The 15,570-nt window shown below is 74.3% G+C and carries 16 protein-coding genes and 1 pseudogene; 9 read left to right on the plus strand and 8 right to left on the minus strand.

The features are described from left to right. Positions 1-77: 77 nt before the first annotated feature. The 7 genes and pseudogenes from QSK03_RS00810 to QSK03_RS00840 all read right to left on the minus strand — a co-directional run bounded on the left by QSK03_RS00810 (position 78) and on the right by QSK03_RS00840 (position 6,679). Positions 78-857: a metallophosphoesterase family protein gene (locus tag QSK03_RS00810; protein WP_285648057.1), complete on the minus strand. Its 780-nt coding sequence runs from the start codon at positions 855-857 to the stop codon at positions 78-80. Between the two features lie 18 nt (positions 858-875). Continuing rightward, complete coding sequence (locus tag QSK03_RS00815) at positions 876-1,622, minus strand: SDR family oxidoreductase (RefSeq protein ID WP_285648058.1); 747 nt, start codon at positions 1,620-1,622, stop codon at positions 876-878. A 20-nt stretch (positions 1,623-1,642) separates the two neighbouring features. Further along, positions 1,643-1,846 (minus strand): annotated as a pseudogene (locus tag QSK03_RS00820) (ferredoxin); the annotation flags it as partial. A 21-nt stretch (positions 1,847-1,867) separates the two neighbouring features. After that, the gene (locus QSK03_RS00825; RefSeq protein WP_285648059.1) at positions 1,868-3,079 is read right to left on the minus strand and encodes a cytochrome P450; all 1,212 of its coding nucleotides are present in this window, start codon (positions 3,077-3,079) and stop codon (positions 1,868-1,870) included. Between the two features lie 42 nt (positions 3,080-3,121). Beyond that, positions 3,122-4,171, minus strand: coding sequence for a Gfo/Idh/MocA family protein (locus tag QSK03_RS00830; RefSeq protein ID WP_285648060.1), 1,050 nt, complete (start codon positions 4,169-4,171; stop codon positions 3,122-3,124). After that, entirely contained in the window at positions 4,168-5,193 is a 1,026-nt protein-coding gene (locus tag QSK03_RS00835; RefSeq protein ID WP_285648061.1) for an LLM class flavin-dependent oxidoreductase, read from the minus strand. Before QSK03_RS00835 ends, QSK03_RS00830 begins: the two co-directional genes overlap by 4 nt. A gap of 28 nt (positions 5,194-5,221) precedes the next feature. Then, positions 5,222-6,679, minus strand: coding sequence for an FAD-dependent oxidoreductase (locus QSK03_RS00840; RefSeq protein ID WP_285648062.1), 1,458 nt, complete (start codon positions 6,677-6,679; stop codon positions 5,222-5,224). Positions 6,680-6,846: 167 nt separating this feature from the next. Between QSK03_RS00840 and QSK03_RS00845 the strand changes: the two genes are divergently transcribed. The 7 genes from QSK03_RS00845 to QSK03_RS00875 all read left to right on the plus strand — a co-directional run bounded on the left by QSK03_RS00845 (position 6,847) and on the right by QSK03_RS00875 (position 12,693). After that, the gene (locus QSK03_RS00845) at positions 6,847-8,049 is read left to right on the plus strand and encodes a cytochrome P450 (protein WP_285648063.1); all 1,203 of its coding nucleotides are present in this window, start codon (positions 6,847-6,849) and stop codon (positions 8,047-8,049) included. Further along, a complete protein-coding gene (locus tag QSK03_RS00850) occupies positions 8,046-8,477 on the plus strand; it encodes a nuclear transport factor 2 family protein (protein WP_285648064.1) in 432 nt (143 codons plus the stop codon). The genes QSK03_RS00845 and QSK03_RS00850 overlap by 4 nt, the downstream gene beginning before the upstream one ends. Positions 8,478-8,487: 10 nt before the next feature. Beyond that, on the plus strand, positions 8,488-9,486 hold the full coding sequence (locus tag QSK03_RS00855; RefSeq protein ID WP_285648065.1) for an LLM class flavin-dependent oxidoreductase: 999 nt from the start codon (positions 8,488-8,490) through the stop codon (positions 9,484-9,486). Further along, positions 9,483-9,983, plus strand: a complete 501-nt coding sequence (locus QSK03_RS00860) for a nuclear transport factor 2 family protein (RefSeq protein ID WP_285648066.1) — start codon at positions 9,483-9,485, stop codon at positions 9,981-9,983. Before QSK03_RS00855 ends, QSK03_RS00860 begins: the two co-directional genes overlap by 4 nt. Before the next feature lie 78 nt (positions 9,984-10,061). Continuing rightward, the gene (locus QSK03_RS00865; protein WP_285648067.1) at positions 10,062-10,904 is read left to right on the plus strand and encodes an SDR family NAD(P)-dependent oxidoreductase; all 843 of its coding nucleotides are present in this window, start codon (positions 10,062-10,064) and stop codon (positions 10,902-10,904) included. Between the two features lie 5 nt (positions 10,905-10,909). Continuing rightward, a complete protein-coding gene (locus QSK03_RS00870) occupies positions 10,910-12,196 on the plus strand; it encodes a cytochrome P450 (RefSeq protein WP_285648068.1) in 1,287 nt (428 codons plus the stop codon). Further along, positions 12,193-12,693: a nuclear transport factor 2 family protein gene (locus QSK03_RS00875; RefSeq protein ID WP_285648069.1), complete on the plus strand. Its 501-nt coding sequence runs from the start codon at positions 12,193-12,195 to the stop codon at positions 12,691-12,693. The genes QSK03_RS00870 and QSK03_RS00875 overlap by 4 nt, the downstream gene beginning before the upstream one ends. A 6-nt stretch (positions 12,694-12,699) precedes the next feature. Here QSK03_RS00875 and QSK03_RS00880 read toward each other — a convergent pair whose 3' ends face one another. Continuing rightward, positions 12,700-13,275: a TetR/AcrR family transcriptional regulator gene (locus tag QSK03_RS00880; RefSeq protein ID WP_285648070.1), complete on the minus strand. Its 576-nt coding sequence runs from the start codon at positions 13,273-13,275 to the stop codon at positions 12,700-12,702. A 226-nt stretch (positions 13,276-13,501) separates the two neighbouring features. On the opposite strand from QSK03_RS00880, the gene QSK03_RS00885 reads away from it, so the two are divergent. After that, complete coding sequence (locus QSK03_RS00885) at positions 13,502-13,987, plus strand: hypothetical protein (protein ID WP_285648071.1); 486 nt, start codon at positions 13,502-13,504, stop codon at positions 13,985-13,987. Between the two features lie 72 nt (positions 13,988-14,059). Continuing rightward, a complete protein-coding gene (locus QSK03_RS00890) occupies positions 14,060-15,526 on the plus strand; it encodes an NAD-dependent succinate-semialdehyde dehydrogenase (protein WP_285648072.1) in 1,467 nt (488 codons plus the stop codon). Positions 15,527-15,570 lie beyond the last annotated feature (44 nt).

Consider the following 15,570-nt stretch of genomic DNA (forward strand, 5'->3'; position numbering starts at 1 on the left):
CGTCGTCGTGGCGGGAGGTTAGACGTTAGGTATCTGACGACGTACCTGTCAAAGAACGGTGGACCACCGTCGACGGATCATGCCGACGAGGGCCGGACGACCCGCCGCTCCACCGTGATCCGGGGACCGTCCGCGAGCCGGTAGGTGAGGTAGCCGGTGTCGGGATCCCCCGGCGGCGACGGGAGCTCCGGGACGGCGAACGCGACGCTCGGCGCGGTGATCTGACGCAACCCGTCGATCGTGTCGTCGCGGTGGCGGTGGACGTGCCCGCCGGCGACGACGGAGACGCCGGCGTCGGCCAGCCGCCGGACGAGGCGCTCCCGGGGACCGCTCGGCGGGACCGCCCAGCGCTCGGCCTCGCCGACGACGGGCAGCAGCAGCGGTTGGTGGCAGAACAGCAGGGTCGGCTCGGCCGGTCCGCTCGCCAGCAGGTCGTCGAGCCAGTCCTCCTGCTCGCGCTCGGCGGACAGCCCGCTCCCGAGCAGGAGCGAGTTGATGCCGACGAGCCGCCAGCCGGCGTGGCGGTGGACCCACCGGTCGCCACCCCAGACGCGCAGGTAGGCCACGCGCCGCTCGTCGGTGATCGACGTGTGGTCGCCGAGGTCGTGGTTGCCCGGCACCAGGAGCACCGGGACCGGGAGCTCCCCGATCGCCCGGCGGGCGGCCGCGTGGTCCTCGGTGCGGTCCGGGTCGTCCAGCACCATGTCGCCGGTGTGGACGACGAGGTCGGGCGGGTCGGCCCGGAGCGCGTCGCGCACCAGCACCCACTGGGTGCGGGCCCGGGCGGGCCGGCCGTGCGGATCGTCGTCGGGGCGGGGCGCCGAGAGATGGGTGTCGCTGATCTGGGCGAGCATCATGGGCAGGTCCCCCGTGCCTCAGAGCAGGGCCTGGTACGCCCCGCCGTCCACCGGGATCGCGGTCCCGGTGACGAACGCGGCCGGCGACGAGCACAGGAACGCGACCAGCGCCGCGCACTCCGCGGGATCGCCGAGGCGGCCGGCCGGCACGCCGGCGAGGGCCTCGGCGCGCACCGCGGGGTCGGCGTAGACCGAGCGGACGCGGTCGGTGTCGTGCAGGCCCGGGAGCACCGAGTTCACGGTGACCCCGTCCCCGGCCACCTCGCGGGCGAGGGTGCGCAGGAAGCCCGTCGCCCCGGCGCGCGCGGTGTTCGACAGCGCGAGGTTCGGATAGGGCTGGCGCACACCCAGCGAGGTGATCGCGACGACCCTCCCCCAGCCGCGCTCGCGCATCCCCGGCACCGCGGCCAGGCACATGCCGACCACCGCGAGCAGGCTGCGGTCCAGCGCGGCCTGGTAGTCGCCCAGCGCGGTGTCGGCCACGCGTCCCGGGGCCGGCCCCGGGCCGTTGACGACGAGGACGTCGAGCCCGCCGTGGCGCGCCTCGACCTCGCGGACGAACCCCGCGGCCGCCTCCGGGTCGGTGAGGTCGGCGACGGCCCAGTCGGCGCCCAGCTCCGCGGCGGCCGCCTCGGCACGCCCGGCGTCGGAGCCGCAGAGGGTGACCTCGGCGCCCTCGGCGACGAGCGCCGCCGCGCACGCCCGCCCCAGCCCGGCCGTCCCGGCGGCCACCGCCGCGCGCCGCCCCCGAATCCCCAGGTCCACGTGCCCTCCCGCTCAGGTGCTCACGAGGCGAAGATGTCGATCTCCTCGCCAGTCCCGGCATCGAACACCAGCAGCGCGGTCGCCGGACAGGCGCGGGCGAGGCGCAGCGCCGTGTCGTCGGGCAGCGGCGGAGCGCCGGGCACCCCCTCGGCGACCTCGTCGTCGTCGAACCGGAACCGGTCGGGGTGCTCGGCGACGCAGCGCCCCGAGCTGAGGCAGATGTCCTTGTCGACCTCTGCGGTAGGTCACGACCCTCCTCCGAGCAGCACCGGGTAGGTCGCCCAGTACGGGCGGGCGGTGGTGGTGTCGCGCTCCGGCGAATGCTCGGGGTCGTGGCGGACCCCCGCCGCGAACAACTGACCCACGGCGCCGGTGACGAGACCGAACAGGTGGGTGTCGGGATCGGTGTCGGGGCGGGCCACGACGCCGGCCGCGAGGTCCTGGCCGATGCAGACGTGCATCCCCGCGGCGAAGCTCAGCCCGAACGGGGCGACGCCCGCGGGCACCGTGCGGTCCGGGTCGAACGCCGCCGCGTCGGGCCCGAAGAGCGTGGTGTCCCGGTTCACCGCCTGCAGGTCGATCACCACGGTGGCGCCCTCGGGGATCGTCGTACCCGAGCGCAGCGCGACCGGGGCGAGCGCCCGGCGCCTGCCGACCGGGCTCGACGGGTTGAGCCGCACCGTCTCGTGCACGGCGCGCTGCAGGAACAGCGGGTCGGTGTGCGCGTGCGCGCGTCCGGGGTGGTCGGCGAACCAGCCGAGCAGGTGGTCGACGGTGCGCACGAACGCGGTCGCGCTCGTGTGGGCCCCGGCGAGCAGGTAGAACGCGACCTCGCGGCGGACGACGTGGTGCGGCAGGTCGAGCTCGTCGGCGTGACGCAGCAGGGTGGTCAGGACGTCGCGGGGTGCCTCCGCGTCCCCGGCCGCCAGGATCTCCCGGCGCCGCGCGATCGACGGCGCGAGGAACTCGGCGTCCCACTCCTCGAGCGCCCGGGCCACCTCCGCGGCCTTCGCGGCCTTGTCGCCCGTGGCGTGCGCCAGCGTCGCGCCCTCGATGAACCGCATCATGTGCGCGTGCAGCCGGGCGGTCTCGGCGGCGGTGCCCTCCGGGCGGTCGATCCCGGCGGTGAGCGCGGCGAGGTTGAGCATCAGCTCGTGGCCCAGGTGCACGAGGTCCACGTGGCCCGCGGCGACGTACGGGGCGAGCGTCTGGGCCGTGACCTCGGGGAACAGGTCGCGCTCGTAGCGCTCGAAGACGTCGCGGCGGAACATCCGGTTCTCCACGCGGCGCCGGTCGCGGTGCTCGGTGCCGTGCAGGTTCACCAGCACGTCGGCCATGACGACCTCGCCCTCGTCGTAGAGGGACTGGCGCAGGTCGCGGCTGCGGTAGGCGTCCTTGGCGTCGGCGAACGTGCTCAGGGTGACGACGACCGATTCCCCGGTGGCGGCTGTGGTCACGGCTTCCTCCCTCGACCCCGACGGGCTCACGGACGCTAGTCGTCAGTCCCCTGACGTCAACCCGCCGTCGACGGCGTCGGCCACCCGCAGGGCGGCGACGCCGTCGGCGAAGGTCGGCAGATCCCCGGCCGCGTCGTCCCCGGCCACACGCGCGACGAGCGCCCGGACGAGCCGGGTGAACGGCTCCGTGGCGGCGCCGGCGGCGGCGACGATCTCGGTGACCTCCTCGCCGGCGCGGGCCCCGGAGAGCCGCACGGGGAAGTGCCCCGTGTGCCCGGCCGCCTCGGCGAGCAGCACCCCCTCGGAACCGTGCGCGACGAGCCGCCACCCCGCGCCGGCGGGCGCGACCCACGAGCTGTGCACCGAGCACAGGCCCTCGCCGTCGAGCCGGGCGACCCAGGCCGCCGAGTCGACGCTGTCGGCCGGCAGCGGCCCGTCGGGGCCCGGCCAGGAGGGGGCGCGGCGCGCCACCACGCCGCGGACGTCGGAGAGCCCGCCGAACACCCACCGCAGGATGTCGGCGGTGTGCAGCCCGTGGACCCGCAGCGAGCTCGCCCCGTGCGCGGCGTCGGCGCACCACCCCGAGCCGCTCACCGCGGCCGGCATCGTGAACGTCGGGTAGAACGCCTGGACCGCGACGTTGTCGACGCGACCGATCCAGCCCTCGGACACGCGGCGGCGGAGCTCGGCCAGGCCCGGCCAGAACCGCGACTGCATGTCGACCACCGCCAGCCGCCCCGAGACCGCGGCCGCGTCGGCCATCGCGAGCCCCTCCGCCGTCGAGCGGGCCAGCGGCGCCTCGCAGAGCACGTGCTTGCCCGCCGCGAACGCCGCCGTTGCCATCGCCGCGTGCCGGCTCGGCCGGGTCGCCACGTCCACGAGGTCGACGTCCGGGTCGGCGCACAGCGCCTCGAAGCCCACGTGGGCCCGCGGGACGCCGTGCGTGCGGGCGGCCTCGTCGGCGGTGTCGCGGTGCGCGGTCGCGACGGCGGCGAGCTCGACCAGGCCCTCGCGGACCAGCGCGGCGTAGACCGGGAGGTGCGTGCCGGCCGCGTAGTTCAGGCCGACGACACCGATGCGCAGCGGCGTCACGCGGGGACCGAGGGGACGGTCGACCGGTCGAGCGCGGGCAGCACCTCGGTCCCGAACAGCTCCATGGCCCGCAGGACCGACCGGTGGTCCGGGCCGGTCGGGTAGCGGAAGATCATGAGGAAGTCGTCGACGCCCGCCTCGTCGCGGAAGCGCCCGATGGTCTCGACGCACTCCTCGGGGGTGCCGAAGACGAACCGGTCGCGCACGAACTCCTCGAGGGTGATCTGGTCGGCGCTCGTGACGCCGGGCAGGTCGGTGATCGCGCCGTAGTCGAACAGGGTGCGGGCCATCGCGAGCGCGGTGTCGCCGAAGAGCTCCAGGGCCTCCTCGCGCGAGGTGTACGGCCAGCAGAAGCGGATCGAGGTCACGTGCGGGCGCCGGCCGGCGGCCTCCGCCGCGGCGCGGTAGTCGGCGGCCATGGCCTTCATGGTGTCCAGCGACATCAGGGCGTTGGTGATCCAGCCGTCGCCGAGGCGCCCGGCGCGGCGCAGGCCACCGGGCGTCCAGGCCGCGAGGTGCAGCGGGACGCCGCCGTCCTGCAACGGGCGCGGCAGCACGGCGAGGTCGTCGAAGCGGTGCAGCCGGTCGTCGAAGGAGAAGCGCTCCTGGGTGTGCGCCGCCCGCACGATGCGCACGGTCTCGTCGAAGCGCTGGGCCCGGTCGTCCCAGGGCACGCCGGCGGCGGCGTAGTCGACGGGCATGTAGCCGGCGCCGAGCCCGAGCCAGGCGCGCCCGCCGGAGAGCTGGTCGAGGATCGCGGCGTCCTGCGCGAGGACGACCGGCGCGTAGAGCGGGGCGATGGCGATCGCCGTCCCGACGCGGACCCGCTGCGTCCGGGCGGCGATCGCGAAGGCGAGGTGCAGGGGCGCGCCGAAGTACTCGTCGGAGTCCTTGTGCTCCGTGGTCAGCGCGGCCGAGAAGCCGAGCCGGTCCGCGGCCTCGGCCTGCTCGAGGATCTCCGCCAGCACGGTCTGCGGCTCGCCGGTGACCTGGCCCTGCGTGAACAACACTCCGACCGACATCGTCGTCTCCTCGGGGGTCCGGGACTGCTCAGGAGGTGGGCTCGGGATCGAGCCGCACGAGCGCGATGCGGGTGTCGAGCATGCTCGGCAGCCCCGCGTGGAGGACCGATCCGTGGCCGCCGCCGCCCGCGACGTCGCGCGCCGCGGCCCGCCCGGCGACGCGGCCGAGCGTGAAGCCGCCGCTGATGTGGATCCCGCCGAGGTCCGAGACCGGGTTGAGCCCGCCCACGCAGTCGCCCGCGGCGAACAGCCCCGGGATCGCGTCGCCGAACACGTCGAGGACCTGCAGGTCGGTGGTGACGCGGAAGCCGCCGCAGCAGAAGTTGATGCCCTCCACCATCGGCACGGCGGTGAACGGCGCCCGGGTGCACGTCCGGCGACCGGGCGGGAGCACCACGCGGCCGAAGTCGGGGTCGCGGTCGTCCGTGGTGCCCGCGAGGAAGTCGTTCCACCGCGCGACGGTGCCCTCGAGCGCCGCCGCCGGGACGCCGACGGCCGCGGCCAGCTCGGGCAGGCTCCCGGCGGAGACCGGCGGCTCGGGCATCTGGCTGATCAGCGTGGCCTTCTCCCGGAAGACCTCGTCGTCGACGACGTACCAGGCCCGGCGCCCGGGCTGCTCGTGGAGGCGGTCGACCCGCTCCTCGTACGGCCCGGCCTCGTCGTGGAACCGCTCCCCCGCGGTGTTGACCGCGATCGCGTCCTCGACGACCGACGACGAGACGATCACGAGCGGCGGCACGAACGTCATGTTGACCAGGTCGCCGCCCACCGCCTGGCCGAGGAGGTGGCCGTCGCCGCGGCACGTGTCGATGCCCAGGTAGGGCGCCCGGGCCACCACCTCGGGCTGGAAGCGGCGCCGCAGCTCGGGGTTCGACTGGTAGCCGCCCGTGGCCAGGACGACGCCGCGGCGCGCGGTGACCTCCAGGGGCGCGTCGTCGTCGCGGCGGTGCGCCCGGACACCGGTGACGCGGCCGTCGGTGACGACGAGGCGGTCGGCCACCGTGCCGTACCGGACCGTCACACCGGGGCGCGTCGTGTCGGGCGCGAAGGCCCGGCCGAGCATCCAGCTGTCCTCCACCGCCGCCATCCGGTCGACGGTGTGCTGGCGCGGGCGCGGGATGAAGCGGCTGAAGCGCACGCCGCGCTCGGTGAGCAGCCGGTAGGTCTCGGCGCTCTCGCGGGCGAACAGCCGGACCAGGTCCTCGTCCCACTCGACGCCGAAGCGGTCGCGGGCCTCGTCGACCATCGCGCGGGCGTCCGCGACGAAGGTCTCCTCGTCGTCGACGAGGCCCTGCTCGCGCTGCATCGCCGAGTCGACGAACGCCAGGTAGCCGGTGGACCAGACCGCGTTGCCGCCGATGTGGTCCATGGCCTCGAGCACGACGACCGACGCGCCCTCGTCGGCCGCGGCGGAGAGCGCCGCCATGCCGGCGGGACCGGTACCGAGCACGACGACGTCGGCGTCGAGCGTCTCGACCTCGGGCACGGCGACTCCCGCTACGTTGGGTCCGGCGGTGGGGCGGGTCACAGAGTGGGCAGATCACCGGGCGGCGTCAAGCACCTGACGACGTCCGCGCCACTCGACCAGCCCCTGGCGCGTTGCTAGCGTCGTTAGTCACGCCACGCCGATGCCGGATCGCGAGGGAGCGCTCCTTGTCCACGATCACCCTGGACCGCTACGCCGACGTCCGCGAGGCCTACCGTCAGCACGACCTCGAGCAGGCGCTCTACGACGCGGGCGGCGTCGTCATGGCCGACTGCCTGCTCGTGCTGCACGGGTCCGCGCACCGCACCCGGCGGCGGGTGGAGAACCGGCTGTTCCGGCGCGGGACGTTCCGCCACTGGGAGCACACGTTCCTGCGCGAGGTCGTCACCGACACCCTCGCGCCCTTCGTCGCCGCCGGGCACGCCGACCTGCTCGAGCTCGGCTACCGGACGGTCATGAACCTGACGGCGATGGTGGCCGGGGTGGACCACTCGACCACCGACGTCACGGAGACCGACGCGCTCTACCGGTTCGCCAAGAAGTTCTCCGAGGGCGCGACGCTGGTGCACACCACGCGCGACCCCGCCGAGGTCCGCGCCGAGGTCGCGGCGGCGCTCGACGAGTTCGACAGGATCTTCCTGACGCCCTCGATCGCCCGCCGCGAGGCGCTGCTCGACCGGCTCGCGGCCGGGGAGGTCCCCGAGGACGACCTGCCGCGCGACGTCCTCACCGCGCTGCTGCGGCACCGCGACGATCTCGGCCTCGACCGGGACATGCTGCGCCGCGAGGTCGCCTTCTACCTGCAGGCCGGCTCCCACAGCACCGCCGACGCGTTCTCCCACGCCGTCGACGACTGGTTCGCGTGGCGGGCCCGCGACCCCGAGGCCGCCGAGGAGGCCCGCCACGACCCCGCGCTGCTGCAGGCGTGCGTGTACGAGACGTTGCGGCTGCACCCGGCGAGCCCCGTGGCACGCCGCCGCGCGCTGGCGGCGATCTCGCTGCGCGGCGGCACCGACATCCCGGAGGGGTCCGAGGTCGTCCTCGACATCGCCGCGGCCAACCGCGATCCGGAGGTCTTCGACCGGCCCGCGGAGTACGACCCGGCCCGCGACGTCCCGTCCGACGTCCCGCGCTGGGGGCACGCGTTCGGCGGCGGCATGCACGCCTGCATCGGCACCGAGCTCGCGGGCGGGGTGCCGGCCGCGGGCTCGGCCGAGGGCGCCCAGGTCCTCGGCACCGTCACCCTCATGCTCGACGCCCTGCTCGCCGCGGGGGCCCGACCGGACCCGGCGGCGCCGCCGCGCCGCGACCCGCACTCGGCGCGCGACCACTTCGCGTCCTACCCCGTCGTGTTCGGAGACGAAGCATGAAGGGGAGCACGCCGATAGGGGAGCTCGACCATCGGCACGAGCCCGTGATGGCGCCGGTGATCGGCCGGTTCCTCGCCGCGGTCGAGGCCCGCGACGCCGAGGCCGCCGGCGCCTGCTTCGCCGAGGACGCGATGTGGGCGAACGTCCCGCACCCGCCGGTGGTCGGTCCGGCGGGCGTGCGGGACATGCTGGCGCCGATCCTCGCGCGGTCGGAGTGGGTGCGCTGGGACGTCGTCACCGCCGCGCACACCCCCGAGCGGTCATGGCTGGAGCGGGTCGACCGCTTCGGCATCGACGGCGAGGAGTACGCCGTCGCGTGCCACGGCGTCGTCGAGGTCGACCCCGTGCGGGACCTCATCACCGGCGTCCGCGACTACGTGGACCTCGGCGAGTGGCGGGCCCGCCTCGGCGCCGTGCTGACGCTGTGACGGACAGGCCATGACAGAGGACCTGCGGATCGGCCTCGGGCTCTGGAGCGGACAGCACGGCGACCCCACCGACGCGGTCGCGCTCGCCCGGGCGGGCGAGGACGCCGGCTTCGACGCGTTCTGGGTCACCGAGCACCACGGCCTGCCCGACGGCTACCTGCCCTCGCCGCTGACCGTCCTGGCCGCCTGCGCCACCGCGACCTCCCGCATCGAGCTGGCGACGGGCGTGGTGCTCGCCCCGCTGCACCACCCGCTGCGCCTCGCCGAGGACGCCGCGCTCGTCGACCGGCTCAGCGGCGGGCGGCTCCTGCTCGGCCTCGGGCTCGGGTACGCCGAGCACGAGTACCGGGCGTTCGGCGTCGACCCCTCGCGCCGCGGCGAGCGCCTCGAGGCGCTCGTGGGCGCGCTGCGCGCGGCGGGGACGGGCGAGCCGTTCTCCGCCCCGGCGCTGGGGCTGCACGACGTGCGGGTCACGCCGACGCCGGCGCGCCCGATCCCGCTGTGGCTCGGCGGCTACGCCGACCGGGCCGTCGCGCGGGCCGGGCGCCTGGCCGACGGGCACCTCGTCGGGCGCGGCGAACCGGCGATCGTCGAGGCCGCCTCGCGGACGCTGGCCGGGGTCCGGGACCCCGCCGACCCGACGTTCGTCCGCGGCGTCGTCGTCACCTGCGTGCTGGACGCGCCCGGCGGCGGCGCCGCGCAGGCCCGCGCCGGCTTCGCCCGCGCCCAGCAGGCCTACGAGGACATCCAGCGCGGGCGCGCGGTCTACGCGGGGCTCGCGGAGCCCGTCGCGGCGTCCGACACCGACGCCCACCTCCAGGTCCGCGGCGACGTCGACGAGGTCGTCGCCGGCCTGCGGGCCGTGGTAGCGGGACTCGCGGCCTGGTCGCGCGCCCACCTCGTGATCCGCCTGCTCTTCGCCGAGCCGGACCTCGACACCGCCCTGACCCGCGTCGCGACCGTCGGCGAGCGGGTGCTTCCCCGTCTGCGCTCCCCGGAGGCATCGTGAACCCGGTATTCGGCCTTCGGCGCGGCAGCTCCGCTGCTCTGCGTGCCGCCCACGACCGCGCCGCGATCACCGACGTTCTGGCGCTGTACTGCGAGCGGATCGACTCCTACGACGTGGATGCCGTCGTGGACCTGTTCACCGCGGACGCCGTCATGGACTTCGGCCCCGGCCGCGGCGGGGTGCTGCGCGGCCGCGCGGCGCTGCGGGCGCGGTTCGCGGGCGGTCAGGGCGGGTTCCGGCGGACGCACCACCACCTCGGCCAGGTGCGCATCACCGAGGAAGCCGACGGGCGTGTGCACGCGGTGTCGTCCTGCTCGGCGGGGCACGAGCACCACGACGGGACGCAGTGGCGCGTGGGCCTGCGCTACGTCGACGTGCTGGTGCGCTCGGACGGCGCGTGGCGGATCGCCGAGCGCCGGATCGAGGCCGCGCTGGTCGAGGGCGGCCCGCGCGACGGGTGGACCTGGGTCGTCCGGAAGGAGCCCGAGACCGGCTGAGCCTTGCCCGGCGCGATCGAGCGGCGTTAGCGTCCTCACGACGCATGAGCGGCGTCACAGGACTCGAGGAGGCGTTCGATGGCGGCAGTACTGCGGGGGCTCGAGGGCAAGCACGTCCTGATCACCGGCGCGGCGAAGGGCCAGGGGCTCAGCCACGCGCTGGCGTTCGCCGACGCGGGGGCCGACATCGCCGCGCTCGACATCACCGACCCGATCCCCGACATCTATCCGCTCGCCACGGGCCAGATGCTCGAGGACACCGTCCAGGCCGTGGAGAAGTCCGGTCGCCGGTGCCTCCCGCTGCCCTGCGACATCCGCGACGAGAGCCAGGTCGAGGCCTCGGTGGCCAAGGCGCTCGACTACTTCGACGGGCGCATCGACGTGCTCGTCAACAACGCCGGCGTCGCCGCCCTCGACACCATCCAGGGCATGCGGCCGCACGTCATGGACGCCGTGATCGACACGATCGTCAAGGGCCACATGTACCTCGCGAAGTACGTGGTGCCGAACATGATCGGCCGGGGCGCCGGCAAGATCATCAACATCTCGTCCGGGGTCACCGGCTCCGGGCACGCCCAGCTGTCGCACTACGTCGCCGCCAAGCACGCGATCCAGGGCCTGACGTCGGCCTGGGCCTTCGAGCTCGCCGAGTTCGGCATCAACGTCAACGCGATCGCGCCGGCCACCATCAAGCCGGGCGAGGGCCAGGGCTCCGGCATGGTGCTGGGTCTCGCGGGCGAGGTCGGGATGGCGCCCGACGACGCCTACGAGATGTTCTCCGCGGCCGGCAACATGCCCGGGGAGAAGTGGCGCACCGAGGTCTCCGACATCACCGACTCGGTGCTGTTCCTGGCGTCGGACAACGCCGACCAGATCACCGGGCACATCCTGCGCGTCGATGCCGGACAGGGGGCGAAGTAGCACCGATGAGCACCGCGACGCGACCGACCCAGCCGATCTTCGACCAGGAACCGGACGCGATGCGGTGCCCGTACCCGCACTACGCCCGGCTGCGGCACGAGGCCCCGGTCTTCCACGACACCGAGCACGACATCTACGTCGTCACGCGCCACGCCGACATCGAGCGCGTCAACACCGCCCCGCGCCTGTTCTCCAGCCAGAACCCGATGGGCCCGACCGTCTCGGGGGCGGTGGCGGCGGTGGGCCGGGCGCTCTCCGACGCCACCCCGGAATTCGCCGAGCGCGTGCGGGTCGTGATGAGCCGCGGCGACGTCCTGTTCACCCAGGACCCGCCCGACCACACGCGCCACCGCCGGATCCTCGCCAAGGCCTTCACCCCGCGGTCGGTCACGCGGATCGAGCCGCGCATCCGCGAGCTCTGCCACGGGCTCGTCGACGGCTTCGCGGTGTCGGGCGACCCGGGCGAGGTCGACCTCGTGCCGGCCTTCTGCTCCCCCGCGCCGGTGCAGGCGCTCGCGACCCTGCTCGGCGTCCCGGTGGAGAAGTCCGGTGACTTCGCGCGCTGGGCCGACGCCATCAACGCCGCCATCGGCACCACCATGACCGACGAGGCGCTGCTCGCGACGCTCGAGACCCAGATCGAGTTCTGGACCTTCTTCGAGAACGAGATCGCCGACCGCGAGCGGGACCCGGGCGACGACCTGCTCTCGGCGATCGTGCGGGCCCGCGACGAGGGTGACGAGCCGCTGACGCGCAACGAGATGGTCGGCTTCTGCAGCCAGTTCATCGGCGCCGGCGCGGACACGACGACGAAGCTGATCGCGTCGTTCGTGCTGATGCTCTGCGAGAACCCGGACCTCATGGCCCAGGTGCGGTCCCGCCCCGAGGAGCTCCCCCGCTACCTCGAGGAGGCGCTGCGGCTGGAGTCGCCGGTGCAGGGGCTCTTCCGCGTCGCCACCGAGGACACCGAGCTCGGCGGCGTCGCGATCCCGGCGGGCGCCCACGTGTGGGTCGTCTACGCCTCCGGCAACCGCGACGAGGAGGTCTTCGACGCCCCGGAGTCGTTCGACCCGGACCGGGCGCACCTGCGCTCGCACCAGGCGTTCGGCCACGGCCCGCACTCCTGCATCGGCGCGCCGCTGGCCCGCTCCGTCGCCCGCATCGCGGTCGAGGTGCTGCTCGAGCGCCTCGACGACATCGCGCTCGCCGAGCCCGGCTTCGTGCCGCGCTACGACCCGAGCTACGTCATGCACGGCATGCAGCGCCTGCCGCTGACGTTCACCGCCCGGTGACCGAGCTCGAGGAGCTCCGGCTCCGCCTCGAGGTCCTCGAGGCGGAGTCGGCGCTGCACCGGCTGCGCAACCGGTTCCACGAGTTCGTGAACACCGACCGGTGGGACGAGATCGGCGGGCTGTTCGCGCCGGACGCCGAGCTCGACTACTCCTACCTCGGGTCGGCGTCGGGGCGGGCGGCGATCACGGAGTTCTTCGCGGCGATCCCGCGGCTCCTGTCCGCCGGACCGGGGCAGGAGGCCGGCAAGCCGTTCGTGCGGCAGTTCATCCACGGGCACGACGTCACCGTCGACGGTGACCGCGCGACCGGGACGAGCTTCCTGTTCGCCACCCCGATCTACCACGGGCAGAGCTTCGTGCTGTCCGGGCGCTTCGCGGACACGTACGCGCGCGTCGACGGCGCGTGGATGTTCGCGCGCGTCGCCCTGGAGATCGACTACTCGGTACCGCTCGCGGAGGGCTGGGCCGGCGCCGACCGCCACCGGATGGCCCTCTAGGTCCGGCTAGCCCCGGACGACGGGCAGCAGCACCTCGTCGACGATCGCCACCACCAGCGCGTCGTCGATGGGGTCGCCACTGACGAGCAGGCGGTGCCACAGCACCGACTGGCCCAGCTCGCGGACGAGGTGCACCGGCACGTCGGGGCGCGCCTCGCCGCGCGCCACCGCCCGGGCGATCAGCTCGCCCATCTCCTGCTTGCGCCAGCCGATCACGCCGTCGCGGAACGCCGCCGCGAGCTCGGGGTCCTCGGCGGTCGCGGCGATGACGGCGACGAGCACCGGCGCGAGATCGCCGGTCATGGCGGCCGCCCAGCCGCGCAGCACCGCCAGCATGTCCGACCGGTAGCTCCCGGTGTCGGCGTGCGGGATCGCTTCGGTGGCCGCCGTGAGCAGCGTGTCGCGCAGGAGCGCGGCGCGGTCGGGCCACCGCCGGTAGAGCACCGGCTTGCTGGTGCGGGCCCGGGCCGCGACCGCCTCCATCGTCACCGCCGAGACCCCGCGGTCCCGGACGAGGTCGAGCACCGCGTCCCGGATCGCGCCCTCGAGCTCCGCGCCCCGGCGTCGCGTCGCCGTCGCCACCACGTCCTCCCGGAGAAACGGTTGCGTTTCTTGGCTGCCGGCCTCACCCTACAGGAAACGCCACCGTATCCTGGGGAGGCTCCCGTGCTCGTGATCCCGCCCGCGCGTCCCGTGCTCCACCCGCTGCGCGACCGCTCCTCCGCGCGGCTCACCCGCGTCGAGCGGCACCCGCACGGCCGTCGCCGCCGTCATCGACCACCGCCCCCTGGCCGGGGTCACGCCCGCCATGCTCCTGGACTGGTTCTCCCACATCGGCGAATCCATGACCTACGGCGGCGAGACGCTCCCCCGCTATCTCGCGTGGCACCCGCGCGACCACATCGCCTGGAGCCTCGCCCGGGAGGCTCCCGGAGGCGGGGCGGCCGAGGGCGCCTGCTTCCACATCGTCGAGGCGTTCGACCGGCGCCCCGAGTACCGCTACGACGGCGTCGACCGGGTCGAGAAGCTCGACGAGACCGGCATCCGCCTCGTGCAGCGCGTGGCCGGCGTGGTGGTGGTGCAGCTCGAGCACACCTGGTCGGCGGGGGCCGACGGCACGCACTACGTCAGCGTCCTCGACGTCGGCGCCCGGTCGATCGCGTTCGCGCCCGTCAACCGGGTCCTGCGACGACGCCTCCCCGACGACATGCTCGACGCCTGGATCGCCCACAACATCGAGGAGGTCGGGCACCTCGAGCAGCTCCTGCCGGGTCTGCACGCGGTCCACGCGTAGCGGCCGGGGCCCGAGGGCACTCCGCCGTCCGACCGGTCCCGCACGGCGGGGCGCGCTGACGGGAGGGGACCCATGGCCGAGACCGACCGCGAACGCCGAGTGATCGAGGACGTCACCAAGGGACTGATCATCGGCGGGTCGGTGCGCGACGCGACCGACGGGCGGACGTTCGGCGTGGAGGACCCCTCGACCGGGGAGATCCTCTGCGACGTCGCCGACGCCTCGCCGGCCGACGGGATGGCCGCGCTCGACGCCGCGGCGTCCGCCCAGCCCGCGTGGGCGGCCACGGCCCCGCGCGAGCGCGGGGAGATCTTGCGGCGCGCCTTCGAGCTGGTCACCGAGCGGGCCGACGAGATCGCTCTGCTCATGACCCTCGAGATGGGCAAGCCGCTCGCCGAGTCGAAGGCCGAGATCACCTACGCCGCCGAGTTCTTCCGCTGGTTCTCCGAGGAGGCCGTGCGCATCAGCGGCGAGTGGAAGGTCAACGCCACCGGCAACGGGCGGGTGCTCGTCATGCGCCAGGCGATCGGGCCCTGCCTGCTGATCACGCCGTGGAACTTCCCGCTCGCGATGGGCACCCGCAAGATCGGCCCGGCGATCGCCGCGGGCTGCACGATGGTGATCAAGCCGGCGGGGCTGACGCCGCTGACGATCCTCAAGCTCGCCGACATCCTCGCCGAGGCCGGCCTGCCCGACGGCGTGCTCAACGTCGTCACCACCTCGTCCACGGGCAAGGTGATGGAGCCGCTGATCCGCGACGGGCGCATCCGCAAGCTCTCGTTCACCGGCTCCACCGAGGTCGGCCGGAAGCTCATCGAGCAGTCGGCCGAGCAGGTGCTCAAGACCTCGATGGAGCTCGGCGGCAACGCCCCGTTCGTGGTCTGCGCCGACGCGGACGTCGACGAGGCCGTCCAGGGCGCGATGCTCGCCAAGATGCGCAACATCGGCGAGGCCTGCACCGCCGCCAACCGCTTCTACGTCCACGCCGACGTCGCCGAGGAGTTCACCAAGAAGCTCACCGAGCGGATGGGCGACATGAGGGTCGGCCGCGGCACCGAGGACGGCGTGGAGGTGGGCCCACTGGTGGAGTCCGACCAGCGCGACAAGGTCGCCGAGCTCGTCGACGACGCCGTGCAGAAGGGCGCCACCGTGCGCACCGGCGGGCAGATCCCGTCCGGCGCCGGCTACTTCTACCCGCCCACCGTGCTCGCCGACGTCCCCACCTCGGCCCGCCTGGCCAAGGAGGAGATCTTCGGCCCGGTCGCGCCGATCTTCACCTTCACCGACGACGAGGACGCGGTGCGCGCCGCCAACGACACCGAGTTCGGCCTGGTCAGCTACCTGTACACGAACGACCTGACCCGGGCGATCCGCCTGTCCGAGCGCCTCGAGGCCGGCATGGTCGGCCTCAACCAGGGCATGGTCTCGAACGCCGGCGCCCCGTTCGGCGGCGTCAAGCAGTCGGGCCTGGGCCGTGAGGGCGGCAGCGTCGGCATCGACGAGTACCTGGAGATCAAGTACGTGGCGATGAACGTGTGAGGTGCGCTGCGCGCACGTGAGCAGTTCGGCCAGCTATGACTGGC

Origin of the sequence: Actinomycetospora sp. NBRC 106375, from assembly GCF_030269665.1 — a bacterium.
GTDB lineage: Bacteria > Actinomycetota > Actinomycetes > Mycobacteriales > Pseudonocardiaceae > Actinomycetospora.